At 66.8% G+C, this 21,577-nt stretch carries 23 protein-coding genes; 9 read left to right on the top strand and 14 right to left on the bottom strand.

Annotation, left to right across the window (positions count from 1 at the left end; genetic code table 11):
• Positions 1–25: 25 nt before the first annotated feature.
• Positions 26–1,582 carry an APC family permease gene (locus H977_RS0100120; protein ID WP_029105951.1) on the bottom strand — a complete coding sequence of 519 codons (1,557 nt, stop codon included), beginning with the start codon at positions 1,580–1,582 and terminating at the stop codon, positions 26–28.
• Between the two features lie 211 nt (positions 1,583–1,793).
• Between H977_RS0100120 and H977_RS0100125 the strand changes: the two genes are divergently transcribed.
• On the top strand, positions 1,794–2,555 hold the full coding sequence (locus H977_RS0100125) for a GntR family transcriptional regulator (RefSeq protein WP_029105952.1): 762 nt from the start codon (positions 1,794–1,796) through the stop codon (positions 2,553–2,555).
• On the opposite strand, the gene fgd is transcribed toward H977_RS0100125, so the two are convergent.
• Entirely contained in the window at positions 2,552–3,601 is a 1,050-nt protein-coding gene (gene fgd / locus H977_RS0100130) for a glucose-6-phosphate dehydrogenase (coenzyme-F420) (RefSeq protein ID WP_196808156.1), read from the bottom strand. The two genes, H977_RS0100125 and fgd, sit on opposite strands and share 4 nt — an antisense overlap.
• Between fgd and H977_RS0100135 the strand changes: the two genes are divergently transcribed.
• Together H977_RS0100135 and H977_RS32165 are read left to right on the top strand one after the other, a co-directional pair.
• Positions 3,595–4,329 (top strand): MBL fold metallo-hydrolase, encoded by a 735-nt coding sequence (locus tag H977_RS0100135; RefSeq protein WP_029105954.1) that lies wholly within the window; start codon positions 3,595–3,597, stop codon positions 4,327–4,329. The genes fgd and H977_RS0100135 overlap by 7 nt on opposite strands.
• A 3-nt stretch (positions 4,330–4,332) precedes the next feature.
• A complete protein-coding gene (locus tag H977_RS32165; RefSeq protein ID WP_051288480.1) occupies positions 4,333–5,139 on the top strand; it encodes an SDR family NAD(P)-dependent oxidoreductase in 807 nt (268 codons plus the stop codon).
• A gap of 14 nt (positions 5,140–5,153) precedes the next feature.
• Here the strand turns inward: H977_RS32165 and H977_RS0100145 are convergent, their stop codons facing one another.
• From H977_RS0100145 to H977_RS0100160, 4 genes are all read right to left on the bottom strand, one after another.
• Positions 5,154–5,435 carry a hypothetical protein gene (locus H977_RS0100145; protein WP_029105955.1) on the bottom strand — a complete coding sequence of 94 codons (282 nt, stop codon included), beginning with the start codon at positions 5,433–5,435 and terminating at the stop codon, positions 5,154–5,156.
• A gap of 66 nt (positions 5,436–5,501) precedes the next feature.
• Positions 5,502–6,599, bottom strand: a complete 1,098-nt coding sequence (locus H977_RS0100150; protein WP_029105956.1) for an LLM class flavin-dependent oxidoreductase — start codon at positions 6,597–6,599, stop codon at positions 5,502–5,504.
• A complete protein-coding gene (locus H977_RS0100155; RefSeq protein ID WP_036474708.1) occupies positions 6,596–7,090 on the bottom strand; it encodes a GNAT family N-acetyltransferase in 495 nt (164 codons plus the stop codon). The genes H977_RS0100150 and H977_RS0100155 overlap by 4 nt, the downstream gene beginning before the upstream one ends.
• A 105-nt stretch (positions 7,091–7,195) precedes the next feature.
• A complete protein-coding gene (locus tag H977_RS0100160) occupies positions 7,196–8,275 on the bottom strand; it encodes a class I SAM-dependent methyltransferase (RefSeq protein WP_029105958.1) in 1,080 nt (359 codons plus the stop codon).
• Positions 8,276–8,348: 73 nt separating this feature from the next.
• Between H977_RS0100160 and H977_RS0100165 the strand changes: the two genes are divergently transcribed.
• A complete protein-coding gene (locus tag H977_RS0100165) occupies positions 8,349–9,200 on the top strand; it encodes an SDR family oxidoreductase (RefSeq protein WP_029105959.1) in 852 nt (283 codons plus the stop codon).
• Here H977_RS0100165 and H977_RS0100170 read toward each other — a convergent pair.
• Genes H977_RS0100170 through H977_RS34610 form a run of 6 tightly spaced genes read right to left on the bottom strand, consistent with a single transcriptional unit; the run spans position 9,197 to position 13,294 of the window.
• Positions 9,197–9,607, bottom strand: coding sequence for a hypothetical protein (locus H977_RS0100170; protein WP_029105960.1), 411 nt, complete (start codon positions 9,605–9,607; stop codon positions 9,197–9,199). The two genes, H977_RS0100165 and H977_RS0100170, sit on opposite strands and share 4 nt — an antisense overlap.
• A 2-nt stretch (positions 9,608–9,609) precedes the next feature.
• Positions 9,610–10,821, bottom strand: a complete 1,212-nt coding sequence (locus H977_RS0100175) for an O-succinylhomoserine sulfhydrylase (protein ID WP_029105961.1) — start codon at positions 10,819–10,821, stop codon at positions 9,610–9,612.
• A gap of 8 nt (positions 10,822–10,829) precedes the next feature.
• Positions 10,830–11,243, bottom strand: coding sequence for a rhodanese-like domain-containing protein (locus H977_RS0100180; protein WP_029105962.1), 414 nt, complete (start codon positions 11,241–11,243; stop codon positions 10,830–10,832).
• On the bottom strand, positions 11,240–11,695 hold the full coding sequence (locus H977_RS0100185; protein WP_029105963.1) for an Rv0361 family membrane protein: 456 nt from the start codon (positions 11,693–11,695) through the stop codon (positions 11,240–11,242). Before H977_RS0100185 ends, H977_RS0100180 begins: the two co-directional genes overlap by 4 nt.
• Before the next feature lie 6 nt (positions 11,696–11,701).
• On the bottom strand, positions 11,702–12,967 hold the full coding sequence (gene purT, locus H977_RS0100190; RefSeq protein WP_029105964.1) for a formate-dependent phosphoribosylglycinamide formyltransferase: 1,266 nt from the start codon (positions 12,965–12,967) through the stop codon (positions 11,702–11,704).
• A 24-nt stretch (positions 12,968–12,991) separates the two neighbouring features.
• Positions 12,992–13,294 (bottom strand): UBP-type zinc finger domain-containing protein, encoded by a 303-nt coding sequence (locus H977_RS34610; RefSeq protein WP_081681555.1) that lies wholly within the window; start codon positions 13,292–13,294, stop codon positions 12,992–12,994.
• Between the two features lie 43 nt (positions 13,295–13,337).
• On the opposite strand from H977_RS34610, the gene H977_RS0100200 reads away from it, so the two are divergent.
• Genes H977_RS0100200 through H977_RS0100220 form a run of 5 tightly spaced genes read left to right on the top strand, consistent with a single transcriptional unit; the run spans position 13,338 to position 19,161 of the window.
• Positions 13,338–14,930 carry a Na+/H+ antiporter gene (locus tag H977_RS0100200; protein ID WP_029105965.1) on the top strand — a complete coding sequence of 531 codons (1,593 nt, stop codon included), beginning with the start codon at positions 13,338–13,340 and terminating at the stop codon, positions 14,928–14,930.
• Complete coding sequence (locus H977_RS0100205) at positions 14,923–16,929, top strand: MMPL family transporter (RefSeq protein WP_029105966.1); 2,007 nt, start codon at positions 14,923–14,925, stop codon at positions 16,927–16,929. Before H977_RS0100200 ends, H977_RS0100205 begins: the two co-directional genes overlap by 8 nt.
• 10 nt (positions 16,930–16,939) lie before the next feature.
• Positions 16,940–17,746: an alpha/beta fold hydrolase gene (locus tag H977_RS0100210; RefSeq protein ID WP_029105967.1), complete on the top strand. Its 807-nt coding sequence runs from the start codon at positions 16,940–16,942 to the stop codon at positions 17,744–17,746.
• Between the two features lie 9 nt (positions 17,747–17,755).
• The gene (locus tag H977_RS0100215) at positions 17,756–18,961 is read left to right on the top strand and encodes a cytochrome P450 (protein WP_029105968.1); all 1,206 of its coding nucleotides are present in this window, start codon (positions 17,756–17,758) and stop codon (positions 18,959–18,961) included.
• A 5-nt stretch (positions 18,962–18,966) separates the two neighbouring features.
• Positions 18,967–19,161, top strand: coding sequence for a ferredoxin (locus H977_RS0100220; RefSeq protein WP_029105969.1), 195 nt, complete (start codon positions 18,967–18,969; stop codon positions 19,159–19,161).
• On the opposite strand, the gene H977_RS0100225 is transcribed toward H977_RS0100220, so the two are convergent.
• Entirely contained in the window at positions 19,148–19,606 is a 459-nt protein-coding gene (locus tag H977_RS0100225) for a nitroreductase family deazaflavin-dependent oxidoreductase (RefSeq protein WP_081681597.1), read from the bottom strand. The genes H977_RS0100220 and H977_RS0100225 overlap by 14 nt on opposite strands.
• Positions 19,607–19,657: 51 nt before the next feature.
• On the bottom strand, positions 19,658–21,193 hold the full coding sequence (locus tag H977_RS0100230; protein ID WP_029105971.1) for an HNH endonuclease signature motif containing protein: 1,536 nt from the start codon (positions 21,191–21,193) through the stop codon (positions 19,658–19,660).
• Positions 21,194–21,577 lie beyond the last annotated feature (384 nt).

The raw sequence follows: 21,577 nt of genomic DNA on the forward strand, positions 1-21,577 counted from the left end.
CGCTTGCCCCTCACATTCGTGGCCCCTAACGTTCGTGCGCTTCCTCCAACACTGTGCGCCCCAGATCGGAATAGCGTTGCGGATCCTGGAATTTCAGGAACAGCGCCCACAGCACACCACCGATTCCGGCGATGCCGACAACATACGGGATCGACGTGAAGACCCAGTCCGACGCGGCTGAACCCGCAGCAAACGATGCATTCTTGGCGAGCAGGTAGATGACGTAGAGCATCCCGGTCCCACCCAGTAGCGGCGCCAGGAACGTGGTGAACCAGTTCGCCGTCTCCGGATGACGCTTCTGCACGTGGAAGTACGAGATCACCGAGAACGCCGCCAGGGCCTGCACGATCATGATGGCGGTCGTACCCAGCAATGCCATCAGGCCGTAGAGCCCCGTGTAGGGATCACGTCCGGTCAGGTCGAAGAACAGCACGACCAGGGTGGCGAAGCCGGTCTGGACGAATCCGGCGATGTGCGGTGAGCCGTGCACCGGATGGGTGGCGCCGATCGTCTTGCGCATGCCGGGGATGACGTTCTCCCGGCCGATGGCGTAGAGGTAGCGCGCGGCGCAGTTGTGGAACGCCATGCCGCAGGCGAACGAGCCCGTCATCAACAGGATCTTGAACATGTCGACGGCCCACTGACCGAGATGCTGGTGCACCGGGTTGAAGAAGATGTCACCCGCGGTCGTCGAATCCTGCGCCAGCGCAATCGCATTCTGCGGTCCGGTGCCCACGATTGCCAACCACGAAACCAGGACGTAGAACGCGCCGATGCCGACCACCGAACAGATCACCGCGATCGGGATGATCTTCTTGGGGTTCCGGGATTCCTCGCCGTACATGGCACTGGACTCGAAGCCCACCCATGACCAGAACGCGAAGAACAGGCCGACGCCGGCCGAGCCGGCGACGGTGATCATGCTGCCGTCGACACCGGCCACCTCACCCGAGAGGCTCTGAAAACCGTTGAGCGGGTTGAGCGATCCGAGCGACCAACCCTGCGGGCCGCCACCGGTGAACACCACCGACAGAGCCATGATGGCCAGCATGATGATCTCGGTGATCAGGAATACCCCGAGCACCTTGGCCGCCAGGTTGATGTCGAAGTAGGTCAGCACGGCATTCACCGCCAGCATCACGACGGCGAAGATGACCCATGGCACGTCGATGCCGAAGAACGACTTGAACAGATCGTTGCCGAAGAACGAGAAGATGCCGATCAGCGATGCCTCGAACACCATGTAGGCCAGTGCGGTCAAAAAGCCCGCCCCCAGGCCGACGACACGGCCCAGACCGTGGGAGATGTACCCGTAGAAGGCTCCCGTGGCGGTGATGTGCTTGCTCATCGCCGCGTAGCCGATGGCGAACAAGGTCAGCACGATGGTGGCGACGAAGTACCCCGCGGGCGCGTAGGCACCGTTGCCGAAGCCGACCGCGATCGGCACGTTGCCGACCATTGCCGTGATGGGGGCGGCCGTGGCGACCGCCATGAACAGCACGCCGACCAGTCCCACGGCGTTGGGTTTGAGGCGCTGGACTCCGGCACTCGACGGTGCCGGCGGATCGATGATCTCACTCATTGCGGGTCCTTACTGAGGACGACTTTCGGACCACTATTTGGTCTGATTGTTTGGCGTCGCCGACGGCATTGTGGTGCGACGCAGCACATTGTCATCCCGCCCAGGCCAGCGGGCAACTCGAAACTTGTTGCGGGTCAACCCGTTTGTTGCGGTCATGTTAACGGTGGCTTTTGGTATGCCGTGTGGCGTCGATTTGGTTCACACTCGGGGCATGTCCCCGACATCCGGCGGCCCTGTCGCCGAGGACGTGCGTCGCCGCATCCTGTCCATGTTGGCCGTGGGCACCTTGGGCCCCGGCTCACGGCTGGGCACCGAGCGTGAGATGGCCGAGAACTTCGCGGTGTCGCGGTCCACGCTGCGCAGCGCGCTACTGCCGTTGAGTCAGGCGGGTGTACTGGAGCGTCGCACCGGGCGCAACGGCGGTACCTTCGTGCGTTTCGACGTCGTGGAACGCAACGCGGCCGAATTGGCCGGGCTTCCCGCCCGGTTGCGCAGCGGCGGACACAGCAGCGCCACCCGGGTCCTGGCCACCGACCGCAGACCGGCCACCCAGGTCGAAGCGCATGCCCTCGAAATCGCCGACAACGCAGAGGTGATCACCGTCCGCAGGCTGCGCTTCGCCGACGGGGTGGCGCTGTCGGTAGACCTTTCCTGCTTCGTCGCCGAACGCATGGAGGACCTGCTGGAACAACCACTCGGCGGTTCACTCTATGAGTTGTTGCGGGTCCGGTACGACCTGACACCAGCTGTCACGACCGAGACCATCGAAGTGGTCAGCGCCAGCCCGCGTGAGGCGCAATGGCTCGACATCGCCCACCGCAAGCCACTTTTGGCGATCACACGCGTCGCGCGCGACAACACCGGCGAGCCATTCGAGTACGCCTACGACCTGTTCCGCGCCGACCGGGTCCGGCTCACCGCAACGAGCCATGGCGCGGTCGGCGCAGTTCAGCGTTCCGTGAACAGCGCTTAACCCAGCTTGCGCAGCCTGGGCTCCAGGTCGTTCTTGAACAGTTCGAGGAAGCGGCGTTGATCGTGGCGAGGGTCGTGGAAGACCAGGTGGTTGAGCCCCCACTTGACGTACTGGCCGACCATCTCGACGGCCTCGTCGGGATCAGAGGCGACGATCCAGCGCTTGGCGACCTGTTCGATGGGCAGCTCGTCGGCGGCCTTCTCCATCTCCATCGGGTCGTTGATGCTGTGTTTCTGCTCGGCGGTCAGCGACAGCGGCGCCCAGAAGCGGGTGTTCTCCAGCGCCTTCTGCGGGTCTGGATCGTAGGAGATCTTGATCTCGATCATCCGGTCGATGTCCTCGGCGTTGCGCCCGGCGGCCTCCGCACCTTCCTTCACCGCGGGGATGAGCTTGTCCTTGTAGAGCTCCTCGCCCTTGCCCGACGTGCAGATGAACCCGTCACCGGCCCGGCCCGCGTACTTGGCGACCTGCGGCCCACCGGCGGCGATGTAGATGGGGATGCCGCCCTCGGGGACGTCGTAGATCGAGGCGCCCTTCGTCTTGTAGTACTCACCCTCGAAGTCCACCCGGTCACCGAGCCACAACTCGCGCATGAGCTTGACCGACTCGCGCAGCCGGGCGTAGCGCTCCTTGAACTCGGGCCAGTCGCCTTCGTACCCGGTGGCGATCTCGTTGAGCGCCTCACCCGTACCCACGCCGAGGAAGACCCGGTCCGGGTACAGGCAACCCATGGTCGCGAAGGCCTGCGCGATCACCGCGGGGTTGTAGCGGAACGTCGGCGTCAGTACCGAGGTGCCCAACACCAGCCGTTCCGTGCGTTCACCGACCGCCGTCATCCAGGCCAGGGAGAACGGCGCATGCCCGCCCTCGTGACGCCACGGCTGGAAGTGGTCGCTGACGGTCGCACTGTCCATGCCCGCCGCCTCCGCGGCGACCGCCAACTCCACCAGTTCACGCGGAGCAAACTGCTCCGCCGATGCCTTGTATCCCAGTTTCAAGTCCACGAGTTCGTTTCTACTCCTCCGCCTAAACTCGCGACATGGCAGCAGCCCTGAGCGCTATCACCGAGCATGTGCACTTCGCCCAAACAGACTTGGTCAACTGGACGCTGGTGACCGACGGGGACCGCGTCATGCTGATCGACGCCGGGTTCCCGGGGCAACGCGAAGACGTCATCGGCTCGGTCCGCCGGCTGGGGTTCACCGTCGACGACATCGCCGCCGTGCTGTTGACCCACGCCCACATCGACCACCTCGGAACCGCCATCTGGCTGGCGAAAACCCATGGCACGCCGGTGTTTTGCCATGACGCCGAGCTGGGCCACACCAAGCGCGAGTATCTGGAGCAGGCAGCGCCCGCGGATGTGGTGCGCAACATCTGGCAGCCCCGCTGGCTGAAGTGGGCAGCCACCATCACCGCCAAGGGCGGCATGAACCACGCCGGCATTCCCACCGCTCAGGCGCTGACCGACCAGGACGACCTCCCGGGCAAGCCGTCACCAGTCCCTACCCCGGGTCACACCGGCGGGCACTGTTCGTTCATCGTCGACGGGGTCCTGATCAGCGGAGACGCCCTGGTCACCGGGCATCCCCTGGCGCCCCGCCCCGGACCGCAGCTGCTGCCGGCACTGTTCAACCACGACGAGGCCGGCTGCCTGTCGAGCCTGAAGGCGCTGGCCGCGGTCGACGCCGACGTGATGCTGCCCGGACACGGACCGGTGTGGCGCGGCCCGATCGCCGCTGCCGCTTCCGCAGCCGCGGCCCGGCACGGGTGAGCGATGCGCACATCGAAGATCTCCGACTACGCCGGGGGCTGGGCGCTGATCACCGGCTCGGCGCGCGCGGAAGGCCTCGGATACGCGTTCGCGCGCCGGCTCGCGGCCGAAGGGCTCAACCTCGTCCTCGTCGACGTGCTCGACGACGATCTGGGCCTGCGCGCGCGAGAACTCCGCGATCAGTTCGACATCCAGGTCCGCACTGCCACATGCGATCTCGGCGACCCCGCCCCCTATGCCGCGATCGAGACCGCGATAGCGGACATCGTCGTCGACGTGCTGATCTGCAACCACATGTTCACTCCGACCGACACGCCGCCCATCCTCGACATGCCGCTGGAGACACACAGCCGGATGATCGACATCAATGCCCGCGGCTACACCAATCTCATTCACCGCTTCGGCACCGAGATGCGTCGCCGTGGTCGTGGCGCCATCATCATCGTGTCCTCGGGCGTCGGGCTCACCTCCGGTCCGTACACCGGGGCGTATGCGGCCAACAAGGCCTTCCAGCTCATGTTCGGCCAGGCGCTGTGGTACGAGTTGCGCGGCACCGGCGTGGACGTACTGGTCATGATCGCCGGACTGATGAACACCCAGGGCGACACGCTGTCGAAGTACCCGCGCTGGCTGATGGCCGAGCCGGCAGCCGTGGTGCCGGAAGTGCTTTCGGCCCTGGGTCGCAAACCGACGGTGGTGCCCGGGTTCGCCAGCCGCGCATTTCTGTTCGTCCAGACCCGGCTGATGTCGAGGAAGCAGGCGCTCACCTCGATCGGCCGGTTCATGGCCTCCGGGCTCGGCAAGAGCTGAACCACCCGCCCCGGCTAGTGCTGCAGGATGCGGTAGCCCAACAGGAAGAAGCCTGTCAGGCACAAGCCGCAGGCCAGCACGATCGTCGGCATCAAGACCATCTGGTCGAGTTCGTCGGGATCGAACTCCTCGTCGTCGTACACCGTCCCGAACAACACCCGGGCAAATTTGGTCCGGCGAAATGCGTGCATCCGCCGCCGAGATTCCGCTGATTCAGCCCGTCGGCCGATGAACAGCCGCAAAGCCACACCGGTCGCGAACACCACCGCAGCCGCTGCCAGCAGCAGCGATCCCACGATTACCTGCGAACTCGGCAAATACCCCCCTAGCGGCTACGACAGCTTCGGGAGCCAGCCTAGCCGCTAATGGCCCCACCGCTGCGCGATCAGCTGGTGCGACCGCAACCGGTCCTCGTGCCGATGCGTGACCGAGGTGATGACGAGTTCGTCGGCCCCGCTGACCCGCTGGAGGGCCTCAAGCCTCGTGGCCACCTGATCGGGGTCGCCGACGAATTGTGTTGCGGTACGGTCCCGCACCACCTCCAGCTGCTCGTCGGACAGCGGGACGCATTCGTCCGGGTCCGGGTACGGCATCGCGCCGCCGTTCGCGCGGATCGAATACACCCAGTGGCCGTAGCTGGAGGCGAGGTGTCGCGCGGTGGCTTCATCGTCGGCCACCACCACGTCGGCCGATACCGCCACATACGGCTCGGACAAGTGCTCCGAAGGGGTGAATCCGTTGCGGTACACCTCAATTGCTTCCAGCGCGGTGGCCGGGGTGATGTGATAGCTCGCGACGAACGGTAGCCCGCGGGCAGCGGCCACGCGGGCACTCTGCCCCTTGCTGCTGCCGAACACCCACGGCGTCAGGCCGGCGCCCGCGCCGGGCACGGCCGTGCCCACCGGATAGCGGCCGGCGAGCATCGCCAGGATGTCGTCGACCTGTTCGGCGAAATCCGGTGCCACAGCCTCGGGTTGCTGCAACACCGCCATCCGGGAGCGCAACCGCGGATCGCGCATCAGGGCACTGACGTCGTAGGGCGTGGGTATCACCACACCGTCGATCTCGTGCCATTCACGCGGCGGCCTGGGCTCCCGGGGCTTGGCCCGCACCGCTTCGGCGCGTTTCTGACCCGAGCGGCCCACTCCCAGATCGATCCGATCGGGATGGAACGCGGCCAGCGTGCCGAAACTCTCCACCACCGCGATGGCCGTGGTGTGGCCGAGTTGCACGGCTGCGGTACCGACCCTGATCCGTTCGGTGGCCGCGGCGATCTGGCCCACCAGGACCGCGGGCGACGAGCTCGCCACCGATACGAAGTGGTGTTCGGCAACCCAATACCGTTGGTAGCCAAACTGTTCGGCATGACGGGCCAAGTCGACGGTGTTCCGCAGTGCGGTCACCACGTCACTACCCGCACTGATCGGAGCCAGATCGAGGATCGAGAGCGGCACGGTCATGTGGACTCCTCGCGCAGCTTCTTCTCGAACGCGATCGGGAAGACCGCCCCGTCAGCCTCCGGCGGCAACGGCGCGATCAACCGGGCATAGCCCGCCGAGTCGTAGAGCGCCTCGGCCTCGGGCTGCAGGTGCCCCGTCGTCAGATACACCCGGCGATACCCGCGTGCGGCGATCTCGGTCTCCAGGTGGGCCAGCAGCGCCTTGCCGAATCCGCGCTGCCGGAAGCGGCTGTCGGTCCAGATGCGTTTGAGCTCCGCGGTCTCGGCGTCGAATCGGGTGAAGGCACCGCCGGTGACCGGCACGCCGTCGAGCAACCCGACATAGAGGCCGCCGCCCGGCGGCGCGAACTGCTCGGGCGCACTGACCAGCCAATTCGTTATGAGCTCGGGAGTCCCCCCATAGCGCTCCGAGTACTCCACTGCCAACTCTGCCAGCAGCGGTCCGGCCAGCGGATCGTCCAGGCCGGCCGCCACAAACTGCACACCACTCACGGGGGCTGACTTAACCACCGCTTCGTTACCCACGGCGAGTTCAACGCACAGCCGTGGGCGGGATATGCCCACAGACTCAGCCTGATCGAAAACCTGCCGCGCCGGTCATTTCCTGGCGAGGTAGTAGTAATTCGACGGGTCCTGGTCGACCTCGGCAACCTCCACATCGGCGAATCCGGCATCGGCCAGCATCGACACGGCCACCTGCCTGCCCCACATCGTCCCCAGCCCGGCGCCACCCAAGCCCAGCGAGACCGACATGCAATGCGTCAGCGACACGGCGTAGCGATACGTGCTCATCGCCACCCCGATGTTGTCCTCCAGCCGGCTGGAGGCCTTGATGTCGGCCATCAGCAGCACCCCACCCGGCCGCAGCGCACGGTAGATGTTCGCCAGCACCTGAGCCGGCTGCGCCTGGTCATGGATCGCATCGAACGCCGTGATGAGGTCGTATGCCGCGGTCGCGTCGAGATCCGCCAAGTCGGCGGGCAGGAATGCGACATTGGTCAGCCCATGCCGGGCCGCCTCGGCGGCCCCGGTGGCAGTCGCCTCGTCGGAGAAGTCGATACCGGTGAATCGGCTGGCCGGATAGGCCCGGGCCATGAGACCGATGGCGTACCCGCTGCCACAACCGAAGTCTGCGACGTCGATCCCGGCCTCAAGCCGCCGCGGGAGGTCCTTGACCAACGGCAGCACGTCGCTGATCAGGGCGGCGTCGAACACCTCACCACTGCGCTCGGCCATCACGGTGTGGAAGCGCGGATAGTCGCCGTAGCTCAAGCCGCCACCGTCGCGGAAGCAGCCGAGGATCTTCTGTTCGACCTCGCACATCAGCGGGACGTACTGGGCCAGCCGCGCCAGGTTGCCCAGGCCGGACTCGCGCGTCAACGCAGCGGCGCGGTGGGCGGGCAACCGATATGTCGAGGCATCCGTGTCGTAGTCGACCACCTGCCCCGCAGCCATCCCGCCCAGCCATTCCCGGACATAGCGCTCATCGAGGCCGGCCGCCTCGGCGATCTCGGCGCTGGTCGCCGACGGCAGCTTCGCCATCGCGTCGAACAGCCCGGTCTGGTGACCGATACTCAACAAAAGCGTCAACCCTGCGCTGTCGATCGCCGCGGTGATCCGGTCGAAGAAATCTTCTGCGGTTTCGGTAATTGCCTGCTGATCGGTGCCGTTCGCCATCACGCCCGCTCAGACTACGCCGCTTCGACGACCCCCTTCCGCCCAAAACTTGACACGTGTAAAGTTCGCCGCCATGGACAACATCAGGGGCAAGACCATCGCGATCACCGGCGCAGCCCGCGGCATCGGTTACGCCACCGCCAAGGCCCTGCTGGCACATGGCGCCCGCGTCGTGATCGGCGACCGTGACGTGGCACTTCAGGAGTCGGCCGTCGTCGAGCTGACCAAGCTCGGACAGGTCTCCGGCTACCCGCTCGACGTCACCGACCGGGAGTCCTTCGCGACGTTCCTGGACAAGGCCCGTACCGACGGCGGCGGACACATCGACGTGCTGATCAACAACGCCGGTGTCATGCCGGTCGGCCCGTTCCTCGAACAGAGCGAACAGTCGATCCGGTCCAACATCGAGGTCAACGTGTACGGCGTGCTCACCGGCTGCCAGTTGGCACTGCCGGAGATGGTGAGGCGCCGCAGCGGCCACGTCATCAACATCGCCTCGCTGTCGGGCCTGATCCCGCTGCCGGGCCAGGTGGTCTACGTCGGCGCCAAGTACGCCGTCGTCGGGCTGACCACCGCGCTCGCCGATGAAATGGCCCCGCACGGCGTCGACGTCTCCGTGATCATGCCGCCTTTCACCAACACCGACCTGATCGCGGGCACCAAGTCCGGTGGAGCGATCAAGCCGGTCGAGCCCGAGGACATCGCAGCAGCCATCGTCAAAACCCTCAACAAGCCCAAGACGCATGTGTCGGTGCCGCCGCCACTGCGGTTCACCGCCCAGGCCGCGCAGATGCTGCCGCCGAAGGGCAGGCGCTGGATGAACAAGAAGCTGGGCCTGGACAACGTGTTCCTGGAGTTCGACGCCGCCAAGCGCAAGAGCTACGAGGACCGGGCCCAGACGGCTCAGGGAGTCATCGAAAGCTAGAACTTCGGCAGGGGTTGACCGGCGCGGTAGCCCTCGATCACGTCGAGGGCACCGTCGAGCAACTCCTCATGGGTGAACTCGTAGCGCTCGACGCTGCTGACGAAAACCACCCGCACGATCTCGCCGTCCTCGGCCGCATCCAGCCACAGCGACGTCACCTCGAGGCCGTCCTCCACCTGAGCCCCGGACGGTTCGTAGAACCACACCGCGAAGTCGTCGCCTGACTGTTCCTCGTCAAAAGTCCAGCCGCGCGCGGTGATTCGCTCATCGAACTCGGCCAGATCGGCGACGACCGCATCGGGGATGTCCGCCAGTTCGTCGACCGACTCCGCCGACACCCGGTGCACACTCCGGTCGGCCTGCCGCTTACGGCGGCGGGCCTTCTTGGCGTCGGATCCGCGGGACACTGCTACCCCAGCGCCTGATCCAGATCGGCGATCAGATCCTCGGTGCCTTCCAGGCCGATCGAGATGCGGACGACGCCGTCACCCAGCCCGATCGCGGCCCGGCCTTCCGGCCCCATCGCCCGGTGCGTGGTGGTGGCCGGGTGAGTGATCAGCGTCTTGGCGTCGCCCAGGTTGTTGGAGATGTCGACGACGCGCAGCTTGTCGAGCACCTCGAAAGCACGGTCCTTGCCGCCATCCAACTCGAAGGTGACCACGGTGCCGCCGCCGCGCATCTGCCGCTTGGCCAGGTCGAATTGCGGATGCGATTCCAGGAATGGGTACTTCACCCAGTTCACGCCGGGCTTGGCCTCCAGGAATTCAGCGATCCGCTGGGCCGAACGGTTCGAATAGTCCACCCGGACCGCAAGCGTCTCAAGGCCTTTCAGGAGCGTCCAGGCATTGAACGCACTGATCGCCGGGCCCGTGTGGCGCATGAGCTTCTGCACCGGGCCGTCGATGTACTCCTTGTCGCCCAGGATCGCCCCGCCGAGCACGCGGCCCTGTCCGTCGATGTGCTTGGTGCCGGAGTACACCACCACGTCAGCGCCGAGCGGAATGCCCTGCTGCAACAGCGGAGTGGCAAAGACGTTGTCCAGCACCACCTTTGCGCCGGCGGCATGAGCCAGCTCGGACACCGCGGCGATGTCCACCAGGGACTGCATGGGGTTGGACGGCGTCTCGAAAAACACCGCCTGGGTCGGCACCGACAGTGCCTGCTCCCACTGCGACAGGTCGTCGCCGTCGACGAACACCGTCTCCACGCCCCAGCGCGGCAGGATTTCGCTACACACCACGAAGCACGACCCGAACAGGCTGCGGGCGGCCACCAGGCGGTCACCGGCACCCAACAACGCCCCGAGCGCGGTGAACACCGCCGCCATGCCGGTAGCGGTGGCGAAGCAGGCCGGCGCGTCTTCGATGAGCCGCAGCCGTTCCTCGAACATCGAGATGGTCGGGTTGCCGTAGCGGGAGTACACGAAGCGGTCGATCTCGCCGGTGAACGCCTTCTCCGCCGCGGCTGCGGATTCGTAGACGTAGCCCGACGTCAGGTACATCGCCTCGGCGGTCTCCTCGAACTCCGACCGCAGGAGCCCCCCGCGCACACCGATGGTGGCCTGGCTGACCCCGTCGGGCAGCGCAGCAGGAATCCGGACCGAGGGAATCTCGTCGCTCATGACTGCCCCTAGCTCTGTTTCCAAGGCAGGCCGACGGCCTTCCAACCCGCGCCGCCGCGGTGGCGGTTCTCGTCGAGATTGCCCTCGAAACCGTCGAGCACGTTGTAGGACGGCGCGATACCGGCCGCGGTGGCGGCCTCGGCAGCGCCGATCGAACGGTTGCCGGAGCGACACAGGAAGACCACCGGCCGCTCGCCGGGAGTCACTCCCGACGCTTGAAGATCGTCGACGAACGCGTCGTTATGGCTGCCGTCGTTCCGGTTCCATTCCACGTACACCACGTCACGCTGAAGGCTGGACAGATCCGGCACACCGACGAAGCGCCATTCGGCGTCGGTCCGACAGTCCACCAGCACGGCCTCGGAGTTCTCACTCAGAAGTTTCCAGGCCTCCTCAGGCGTGATGTCTCCCGCATAGCTCACGGCCGTGAGTCTCCCATACTCGAGCAGACGCGCCATTGGCCGTCCTCACGCACGAACACCGTCTCGGTGTTCACCTTGGCGTCGGGGGTATTGGCGAAGTGGTAGACCACCGTTGCCGTGGCCCGCTCCCCTTCGACATGCACCGCAGTCACGTCGTCGACATACCGTGCGCCCTGCTTGGCCACCCAATCACGCTGGCGGGCAATGAAATCTGCCTCGGTGCCGCGCTGGGCGGAGCAGGTGTGATCGGAGAATTCGCCGAAGTTCTCCCGCTGCAGAGCGTCATTCTGGCCCACCGCCGCGAGGCTCACCTTCTGCTCCGCGCTGCGCCCGTCGGCGCCGAAGGTGTTGAGCAGGACAACAACGATCACCACGAGCGCAATGACGGCCAACGCGCCCAGGAACGGCGCCATCGTGGGCCGATCTTCGGTTTCGTCAGCCTCGTCAGCCATCACGGCCTACCACAGCTTGCGCAGCGCGGTGCCGACCCGTCTGGCACGGTCACGGGCGATGATCACGTCGGGCGCAGTGGCCAACGCGACCCCGAGACGCCGCGGAGCGTCGGACTCGCCCGGGCGACCGAACAGCCGCACATCGCTCTCCGACGTGGCCAGCGCTTCGGCCAGCACCGCGGCGATGTCGGTCGACGGCTCGCCGGCGTCGGCCCCACCGTAGGTGACCTCGGCAGCCGCGGGCGAGATCATGATGGTGTCCACCGCCAGACCGAGGATGGCCCTGGCATGCATCTCGAACTCCGACAACCGCTGCGACCGCAGGGTCACCAATCCGCTGTCGTGCGGACGGATGCGGACGTCGGAGAAGTACACGTCGTCACCCTGAACCAGCAGCTCGACACCGAAGACCCCGCGCCCGCCCAGTGAGTTGACGATGCGCGCGGAGATCGACTTCGCGGCATCCAGCGCCGCCGGCGTCAGCGGCTGAGGCTGCCAGGACTCCAGCACGTCCGTCCCGACCTGACGATGCCCGATCGGCTCACAGAACTGCACTCCGGGACCGGTCGGTCCGGTGGTGCGCACGGTCAGCATCGTGATCTCGTATTCGACCTCGACGACCGACTCGGCCAGCACCCGGCTCTGGGCGATGTGTCCGGCGGTCGTGGCGCGCTGCCAGGCCGGTTCGACGTCGTCGGGACGCAGCAGCACCGACTCACCGTCGCGCTGCGCGCCCATCACCGGCTTGACCACCAACGGGAAGCCGGCGTGCTCGGCCACCGCGGTCAGCTCCTCGGCCGACCCGGCGAACCAGAACGGCACGGTCGGCAGGCCCAGCTCGTCCGACGCGAGCCGGCGCAGACCCTCCCGGTCCTGACTGAGCCGGATGCTGCGCGGGGCGGGCAGCACCTCGATGTCGCCTCGCTCGGCCACCGCGACCAGCGCATCGGCGGCGATGACGCCGGACTCGGCGACCACGTAGCGCGGCTTCTCCCGCTCGATCAGCGCGGTGAGTTCCTCGGCGTCGTTCATCTTGATCACCGCCGAGCGATCGGCGACACCGTGCGCCGGCGCGTAGTACCGGTCGGCAGCCACCACGACACCGCCCAGCCGCTGGAACGCCAGCGCGAGCTCACGGCTCAGGTCACCCGAACCCAGCAGCAGCACCGTCGCGGCAGGCTCGCTGGGTTTGTCTGCTTGCTCGTCTCCCGCACCCTCGACCAGGTCAGGGATTTCCCCCGTGGGCTGCGCGTCCTCTATCGATTCACTCATCGCACGCTCCACCCTGCCAGATCGTCACCCGACCCGATGGTCGATATAGCACCAACGCCAACTCTCGCCGGGTTCCGCCGAGCGCATCACCGGATGACCGCTCTGCTGAAAGTGCTTGGTGGCATGCTGATGCGGGCTGGAGTCACAGCAACCGACGTGACCGCACGCCATGCACATCCGTAGATGCGCCCAGCTACTCTCGCCGAGCTCCTCGCATTCCTGACAATGCCCTGGGGTCACCGGCTGCGGCTCGTCGACCTCGTCATCAAGATGGGCACAGGTGCGAGGCGCCGGATTGTGCTCACGCCGACGTGATCTCCTCAACATGTTGATCAAGGATAGGCACGGCACACGAAGGAGGAACGACAACGTGGGTGCCTCACTCCTGGCGGCGCTGGTCGCCGCAGTCCTGCTGGCCGCCGTCGCCCGCCGTTTCGACGTCTCGGCGCCGTTGGCGCTGGTGGTCGCCGGATTGGCGGGCAGCGCGCTGCCCGGATTCGACGATGTCCACCTGGATCCCGAACTGGTGCTGTTCGTGATCCTGCCTCCGCTGCTGTGGTCGGCCGGCCTGGAGAGCAGCTACGTGGCGCTGCGCCGCAACATCCGCCCGATCGGGCTGCTCGCCGTCGGATTGCCGCTGGCCACGACGTTCGTCGTCGGCATCGTCGCCTACCAGACCGTCCCCGAACTGACGGTCGCCGCGGCCCTGACCCTCGGCGCCATCGTGGCCCCGCCCGACGCCGTCTCAGCCACCGCGGTCGGCCGCCGGCTGGGACTGCCGCGGCGCACCATGACCCTGCTCGGCGGGGAAAGCCTGCTCAACGACGCCACCGCGCTGACCGCGTACAAGGTGGCACTCGGCGCCGCCATCGGCACGGCCGCCACCTGGAGCAGCGGATTGGCCACGTTCGCGTTGGCCGCGGTCGGCGGCACCGTGGTGGGCGGCGTGATCGGGATGGTGGTGCACTTCATCCGCACCCGGCTCGACGACCCACTGGTCGAGAGCGCGATCGGCCTGGTCGCACCGTTCTTCATCTACCTGCTGGCCGAGGAGATCCACGGCTCCGGCGTGCTCGCCGTCGTGGTCGCGGCATTGTTGCTGGGCCAGCGCGAAACGCAGGCCGGCTACGCCACCCGACTGCAGGACAAGGCCGTGTGGAAGGCACTGCAGCTGATCCTCGAGTCGTTCGCATTCCTGCTGATCGGCCTGCAACTGCCCAAGGTGATCAGCGAACTGTCCGGCATCTCGGCGGCCACGCTGGCCATCTCGTCGGCGGCGGTCCTCGCCGCGGTGATCGGGGTGCGCATCGTCTGGGTCTTCGCGTCCACCTATGTGCCCCGGATGCTGTCCAAACAGCTCTGCTCCCACGAGCCCGCACCGCCGGCCGGGCAGGTGTTCGTGGTCGCGTGGGCCGGGATGCGCGGCGTGGTGTCACTGGCCGCGGCATTCGGCGTTCCCGCCACCACACTGGCCGGCGATCCCTTCCCCGGCCGACCCCAATTGGTGTTCCTCACCTTCGTGGTCGTGGTCGGAACGCTGCTCCTGCACGGCCTGACGCTGCCGTGGTTCATCCGGGTACTCGACGCGCGAGGCGACGAGGCGCACAGCGACGCGATCGCCACGGCCGCTGCGCAGGACAAGGCGGCCCGGGCCGCGGCCGAACGACTCGACTCGCTGCTGGCCGAACAACCGGCCGGCAGCGATGTGCCCGAACGTGCCGCCGACGTGCTGCGGGCATGGAACACCCGGCGCCGCAACGCCGCATGGGAGCGGCTCGGACGCGGCGAAGACGACATCGGCGAGAGCCCGGCGTCCGCGTTCCGCCGGCTCCGACTGGAAATGCTTGCCGCCGAACGCGACGCGTTCATCGCCGAACGCGACGCCGGCCACATCGACGACGAAGTGCTGCGTACTGTGCTGCATGGGCTCGATCTGGAAGAGGCGACACTGAATCGTGATTAAGCGGCTGGCGTGGCTCGCGGTGTTGGTGGTGCTGGTCTCCGGCGGGCTGCTCGGCCTGCTCAGCGGCGGCGACTCCGCCTCACAATCGCCGGTCGCCGTCCCGGCCGATGCCGAATCGGCACGGGCCGACGCGCTGCGAGCCGATTTCCCCGGCGGCGATCAGGTGCCGGCGATCCTCGTCGTGACCCGCACCGACGGCGGTGAGCTCACCAGCGGCGACGTCGACGCCACCGCGGACGCCCGCCACCGGATGACCGATGCGCCCGGGCCGCCCGTGGTGGTCGCCGACGACGGCAAGGCCGCGGTGGCCACCGTGCCGTTGAAGGCCGGGCTGTCCGGTTTCGGGCTGAACGACGCCGTCAAAGATCTGCGCGCAACCGCCACCAACGGCTTGCCCGCCGGACTTCGGGCAGAGATCACCGGCGGTCCGGCCTTCGGTGCGGACATCGCCAATTCGTTTGCCGGAGCGAACATCACGCTGCTCGCGGTAACCGCGGCGGTAGTGGCGCTGCTGCTCATCGTCACCTACCGCTCGCCGGTGCTGTGGCTGGTACCGCTGCTGGTCATCGCCTTCGCCGACCGTGTCGGTGCCGTCGTCGGGACCGCGGTGGCGTCCGGATTGGGTCTGAGCCCGGACGGGTCGACGTCGGGCATCACGAGCGTGCTGGTGTTCGGCGCGGGAACCAACTATGCGTTGCTGTTGATTTCGCGCTACCGGGAGGAACTCGGGCGCACCGAGCAGCATCGGGAGGCGCTCGTGACGGCGGTGCGGGCCGCCGCCCCCGCGATCGTGGCCAGTAACGCCACCGTGGTGCTGGCCCTGTTGACCTTGCTGTTCGCCTCGGCACCGAGCAACCGCAGCCTCGGCGTGCAAGCCGCTTCGGGTCTGATCGTCGCCGCGATCTTCGTTCTCGTCGTCCTGCCGCCGCTGCTCGCGCTGTGCGGCAAGCGACTGTTCTGGCCCTTCATTCCCGAGGTCGGCGCCACGCCGTTGACCGAAAGCGGTGTCTGGCACCGGATCGCAGACTCCGTGGCGCACAAGCCCGCCCGCGTCGCGGTGGTCTCATTGGCGGGCCTGGCTGTGCTGTGCACCGCTCTGCTGGCCACACCGATCGGGCTGACCCAGACCGAGCAGTTCCGGGTACAGGCCGAATCGGTGACCGGCTATCAGACGCTGGCCGCCCACTTCCCGAGCGGTCTCACCGACCCCACCCGCGTCATCGCGTCGACCGCCAAAGCCGGTGCGGTGCAGCGCGCGATCACCGACACCCCCGGTGTTGTCTCCGCCGGACCTGTCGGTCAGTCACCAACCGGGCTCAGCCAGTGGTCGGTGGTGCTCAAGGCCGAACCCGCCTCCGACGAGGCATTCAAAACGATTGACGCCCTGCGCGATTCGGTACATTCGGCGGACCGTACCGCGTTGGTCGGCGGGTCCGACGCCCAGGCGAGGGACATCGCCAAAGCAGCGCAGCGTGACCGGATGGTGGTGATCCCGGCGATTCTGGCGGTGGTGCTGGCGGTGCTCTACCTGCTGCTGCGGTCCGCCTTCGCGCCACTGGTGCTGGTCGGGGTGACGGTGCTCAGCGCGCTGGCCGCACTCGGGCTGGGCGGCTGGGCCAGCGTCCACATATTCGGATTCCCGGCTCTGGACAACAGCACTCCGCTGTTCGCGTTCCTGTTCCTGGTGGCCCTCGGCGTCGACTACACGATCTTCCTGGTCACCCGGGCCCGCGAGGAGACACCGGAACACGGCACCCGCCACGGCATCGTGCGGGCGGTGTCGGCCACCGGTGCGGTGATCACCAGCGCCGGTGTGGTGCTGGCCGCAGTGTTCTGCGTTTTGGGCGTGCTGCCGCTGATCGTGCTGACACAGCTGGGCATCATCGTCGGCCTGGGCATCCTGCTGGACACGTTCGTGGTCCGCACGGTGATCATCCCGGCGCTCTTCACGTTGATCGGCCCGCGGATCTGGTGGCCGGGGTTGCACGCCGAGCGCTAGCTTGGCAGGTGTGCAGGAGCTGCGAGTGCCGACGAAACTCGGCCGCCTTCGCGTCCAGGTCCGCGGCGACGGCGATGCCTTGCTGTTTTGGCCGAGCCTGCTGATGACCGGCGACATGTGGGCCGGGCAGGTGCAGGAGTTCGAGCCCGATCACCGGGTCATCGTCGTCGACCCGCCCGGTCACGGCGGCAGCGAAAAGCTCACCGCCCCCTTCAGTTTCACCGACTGCGCCGATGTCGTCGCCGACATTCTCGACGGCGTGGGCGTCGAGCGCACGCACTTCGTCGGCAACTCGTGGGGTGGGATGATCGGTGGAACGTTCGCGGCGTTGCACCCGAGCCGCATCGGCCGTGCCGTGTTGATGAACTGCACGGCATCGCCCGCCGGGCGAGCGCAGAAGTTGGAGTACGGTTTGCTGCTGCGGATGGCCAAAACGCTCAGGGGAATCCGCGGTCCCCTCACCCGACCGGTGCTCACGGCGTTCCTCGGCCCGACGACGTTTCACACGCGTCCCGAAGTGGTTGCCTTCGTACGGAACGCCGTGCACCGCGTCGACGTCGATTCCGCCGCCTGGGCGGTGCAGAGCGTGGTACCGCGGCGCCCGGACCAGCGGACGTTGCTCTCCCGCGTGAAGGCGCCGGTGCTCGTGGTCGCCGGCGCCGAAGACGCGACGTTCCCGCTGCGGGAGACCATCGCGATGGCCGACGCCATTCCGGGGGCCGACGTGACGGTGCTCGACGGCGTCGCGCACCTGGCCGCGCTGGAGAATCCCCGCCTCGTCAACACGTTGATCAGGCAGTTCCTGGCACGCGAGTAGCGTCGTGGCATGACTGGGCCGACGACACTGCCGCCATTGCACATGCGGCGCAATGCCTTCGACCCGACGCCGGACCTGGGCGAGATCCGCGAGAACGCCGGAGTGCGCACTGTCGTCAGTGCGCTCGGCAACGCCGTGTACCTGATCACCCGCCACGAGGACGTCAAGGCGGTACTGGGTGACCATGAACGGTTCTCCAACAGCAGACCACCGGGTTTCGCCCTGCCGGGCGCGCCGGCGATGTCCGACGAGGAGCTGGCCAGCGCACGGGCAGGCAACCTTCTGGGGCTTGACCCGCCCGAACACCAGCGGCTGCGCCGCATGCTGACGGCGGAGTTCACCATCCGCCGGATGAAACGTCTGGAACCTCGGATCGTCGAGATCGTCGACGCCCGTCTCGATGCGATGGCAGCGGCCGGCCCGCCGTCGGATCTCGTGGCCGATTTTGCACTGCCGATCCCCTCGTTGGTGATCTGCGAATTGCTCGGGGTGCCCTACGAGGACCGCGACGACTTCCAGCAACGCTCGGCCCACCAACTCGACCTGTCGCTGCCCATCGCCGAACGCTTTGCGCTGCAACAGCAGAGCCGCGAGTACATGCGCGGCCTGGTGGGGCGGGCACGCCGCGATCCGGGCGAGGACATCCTCGGCATGCTGGTACGCGAGCACGGGGATGAGCTGTCCGACGACGAACTCGTCGGCATCGCCGGGCTCTTGCTGCTCGCCGGGCACGAGACGACGTCGAACATGCTGGGCCTCGGTGTCCTGGCACTGCTGCGCCACCCCGACCAGCTGAGCGCGGTACGCGACGACCCGGATACCGTCGCTCCCGCCATCGAGGAATTGCTGCGCTGGCTGTCCATCGTGCAGAACGCGATCCCCCGCTTCACCACCACAGAAGTCGAGATCGCCGGCGTGCGGATACCGGCGGGCGAGTTGGTCTTTGCCTCACTGCCCGCGGGCAACCGGGATCCCCACTTCATCGCCAACCCTGATGTGCTCGACATCAGCCGCGGCGCGCCCGGCCACCTGGCATTCGGCCACGGCGTGCACCATTGCCTCGGTGCCCCGCTGGCCCGCATGGAGATGCGCATCGCCTTCCCGGCCCTGCTGCGCCGGTTCCCGGACCTCGCGCTCGCCGAACCGTTCGAGGACGTCGCCTACCGGTCATTCCACTTCATCTACGGGCTGAAATCGTTGGCGGTAACGTGGTGAATGCCATGAAGGTAGAAGCAGATCAAGACGCCTGTATCGCATCGGGCAACTGCGTGATGATCTCCGACGCCATCTTCGATCAGGACGACGACGGTGTCGTCGAAGTGCTTGTCGACGAGGTGCCCGACGATCAGATCGACAAGGCGCGGCAGGCCGTCAAGCTGTGCCCCGCATCGGCATTGAAGCTCACCGGGGAGTGACGTCGGGCGTCAGCACGATCACCGGAATCGGCCGCGACGTTCGCTTCTGATATCCGATGTAGCGGTCCTTGTTTCCTGGCATGTCATTGACGATCCGCCACAGCCGCGGATAGTCAGCACCGTCTGGAAGCACGGCTTTGGCGGTCGCTTTGAGCCGCTTCGGGCCGATGTTGATCTCCACCCTCGGATTGGCCTTCACGTTGTGATACCACCCGGGCGCGGTGGGTTCGCCTCCCTTTGACGCCACAACCAGATAGTCGTCGCCGTCACGGGCGTAGGCGAGCGAATTGGCGCGCTGCTGACCGGTCTTGGCTCCGACGGTGTGCAGGATCAGGGTCGTCGGACCGCCGGGGATGTGGTGCCCGATCCGCCCGTCTGTGGCCTTGTAGACCTTGTCGTGCAGCATCAGCATCGGCAGACCGATGTACCTCTCCCACCACGGCATGCTCATACGCCAATCCTGCTCGGCATTTCGCGGTAACGCCAGTGCCGGCACTCAGAATGGTGGGGGTGGTCCGTAGTGTTCGGCGATCCAGGCTTGGAATTGGTGTTCGTGTTCGAGGTTGTTGTTGAGTTCAGCGCGTAGGCAGCGTTCTTCGGTGATGCGGTTTTGGCGGTCTTGTTCGCGGGTTTTGCGGCGGGTCGGCATCCTCGCGCCGCGGTTGGGGCTGGGCGCCTCGGGTTCGGGTAGCTCCAGGTTGCCGGTCGGTGTGGCTAATGCCGGGAACATGGCGGCGCCGTGGGGTTCGGTGGTGTAGGTGTGGCCGGTGGGTGCGGTGAATTCGACGGTGCCGTCGGGCAATTGGCGATCCGACCAGCCGGCGCTGAAGGTTTTCAGTAGGTGATGGGCCCGGCAGTAGAGCTTGTTGTTGGACGGATGGGTCGGTCCGGCCGGGTAGGGCACGGTGTGGTCAACATCGCAGCGTTGGGCGGGGGCGTCGCAGCCGGGGAATCGGCAGGTCAGATCGCGCCACTGGATGAACTCGGAGAGCCCCGCCGACGGGCGGTACCCGGGCTGGCCGAGCTCAGTCGGTTCGGGAGATGCGGTCGGCTCAGTCGTCTCGGCCGACTCGCTGGGCTCGCTGGGTTCGGCCGTCTCGGTTGGTGGGGTCCGCTTAGCTGTAGCCGCCGGCACGCGCAGCGGCTTGAGTTTGGCGGTGGCCACCAACTCCCGCACACGGTGGGCGGGCAGAATGCCATGCCCAGGTAGATACCCCGGATCATTGGAGGTGCCGTCCACAGTGGCCTGCTCGGCCAGCACATGGATGACCGCGGCATTGGCGGCCGCGCGTTTCTGCGTGGCCGCGCAGTCGGGTAGCCCGCACAGGCAGCGCAACTGGGCTTGCATGCGGGCCACCGGCCCGATCGCGGCAGCGCGTCGCTGCGCATGCGTACGCGGGTCGTTGTCACAGACCGTGTTGGCCACCGCATCCAGGCGCTGATCCAGTGCCGCCGCGTCGGTGGCATCGACGTTGGCCCATAGTGTGGCCCGTCCGGGGCTGCCCGGGTCGATCTGAACGAACGCGTCTTCGGTCAGATCCGGTGGGACTCGTACTCCGTGGGGGTCGAGTTTGGCGACCTGCTGATCCACCCGTTCGCGCACCTTGCGTTCCGAGAGTCGCATCCAGCTCCGCGCCCGCGACGCCAGTGCCTCATCGAGCTGTGCCCACACCGAGGAATGGACGGTTTCGGTGCGGGCGATGATGATCCGCACCACCCGGTAGTCGATGTCGCCGGCGGCGAATCGGGCCGCCACCAGGGGCAGTTTGTCGCGCAACACCCTGGCGTGGTGGATCTGGGTGCCGGCCCGGTTGCGGCTGATCCGCATCGCCGCCGAAATTTCGGCGGCCACTTCCTCGAACGGATCGGTGGTCCAAAAGATGGTCTCGGCCAACTCGCGTTCCCGGCGGGTATCCAGTTGCCCGATGGCGGTCAATCGGGCCGCGATCGCTGCTGACTCGGCCCGCGCCGCGGCAGTGATCGCATCGATCAACGCCGCACCCGAATCGGCATCAGCGTCCATCTCGAACATGTGTTCGATTATGCCACCAGCCACCGACACGATATTCGTGTTATCTCTCACGACGTCGGTGACAGTTCTGCATCAGGACATCGGTGACACTTCTGTCGCGAGGCTCGGGCGGTGGCTGTCAATGAACCCATCGATCCTCGGGTCCGTCTTGCGATCTCGCAGTGGCCTGATGATGCGCCCCGCGGGACCAACTGTCACCGATGTCCTGATGCAGAACCGTCCGTCACCGATGTCCTGAGACATCACAACCGACACGATTTTCGGCGTCATCTCCCATGACATCCCGTGACGTCTGGTGACACTTGTGACCTTGTTCGATCAGTGATCACCGCCAATGACAGAGACGCCGATAACAGAGATAGGGCGACACGTTCAGGCAGATGC

The sequence above is a fragment of the Mycobacterium sp. URHD0025 genome (assembly GCF_000426065.1).
Classification (GTDB): domain Bacteria; phylum Actinomycetota; class Actinomycetes; order Mycobacteriales; family Mycobacteriaceae; genus Mycobacterium.

What these genes read in the sequence shown, in the direction of transcription:
- H977_RS0100120 (WP_029105951.1), bottom strand. Translation starts at nt 1,582, where the DNA reads ATGAGTGAGATCATCGATCCGCCGGCACCGTCGAGTGCCGGAGTCCAG.
- H977_RS0100125 (WP_029105952.1), top strand. Translation starts at nt 1,794, where the DNA reads ATGTCCCCGACATCCGGCGGCCCTGTCGCCGAGGACGTGCGTCGCCGC.
- H977_RS0100135 (WP_029105954.1), top strand. Translation starts at nt 3,595, where the DNA reads ATGGCAGCAGCCCTGAGCGCTATCACCGAGCATGTGCACTTCGCCCAA.
- H977_RS32165 (WP_051288480.1), top strand. Translation starts at nt 4,333, where the DNA reads ATGCGCACATCGAAGATCTCCGACTACGCCGGGGGCTGGGCGCTGATC.
- H977_RS0100150 (WP_029105956.1), bottom strand. Translation starts at nt 6,599, where the DNA reads ATGACCGTGCCGCTCTCGATCCTCGATCTGGCTCCGATCAGTGCGGGT.
- H977_RS0100160 (WP_029105958.1), bottom strand. Translation starts at nt 8,275, where the DNA reads ATGGCGAACGGCACCGATCAGCAGGCAATTACCGAAACCGCAGAAGAT.
- H977_RS0100165 (WP_029105959.1), top strand. Translation starts at nt 8,349, where the DNA reads ATGGACAACATCAGGGGCAAGACCATCGCGATCACCGGCGCAGCCCGC.
- H977_RS0100175 (WP_029105961.1), bottom strand. Translation starts at nt 10,821, where the DNA reads ATGAGCGACGAGATTCCCTCGGTCCGGATTCCTGCTGCGCTGCCCGAC.
- H977_RS0100185 (WP_029105963.1), bottom strand. Translation starts at nt 11,695, where the DNA reads ATGGCTGACGAGGCTGACGAAACCGAAGATCGGCCCACGATGGCGCCG.
- purT (WP_029105964.1), bottom strand. Translation starts at nt 12,967, where the DNA reads ATGAGTGAATCGATAGAGGACGCGCAGCCCACGGGGGAAATCCCTGAC.
- H977_RS34610 (WP_081681555.1), bottom strand. Translation starts at nt 13,294, where the DNA reads ATGTTGAGGAGATCACGTCGGCGTGAGCACAATCCGGCGCCTCGCACC.
- H977_RS0100215 (WP_029105968.1), top strand. Translation starts at nt 17,756, where the DNA reads ATGACTGGGCCGACGACACTGCCGCCATTGCACATGCGGCGCAATGCC.
- H977_RS0100220 (WP_029105969.1), top strand. Translation starts at nt 18,967, where the DNA reads ATGAAGGTAGAAGCAGATCAAGACGCCTGTATCGCATCGGGCAACTGC.
- H977_RS0100225 (WP_081681597.1), bottom strand. Translation starts at nt 19,606, where the DNA reads ATGCCGTGGTGGGAGAGGTACATCGGTCTGCCGATGCTGATGCTGCAC.
- H977_RS0100230 (WP_029105971.1), bottom strand. Translation starts at nt 21,193, where the DNA reads ATGTTCGAGATGGACGCTGATGCCGATTCGGGTGCGGCGTTGATCGAT.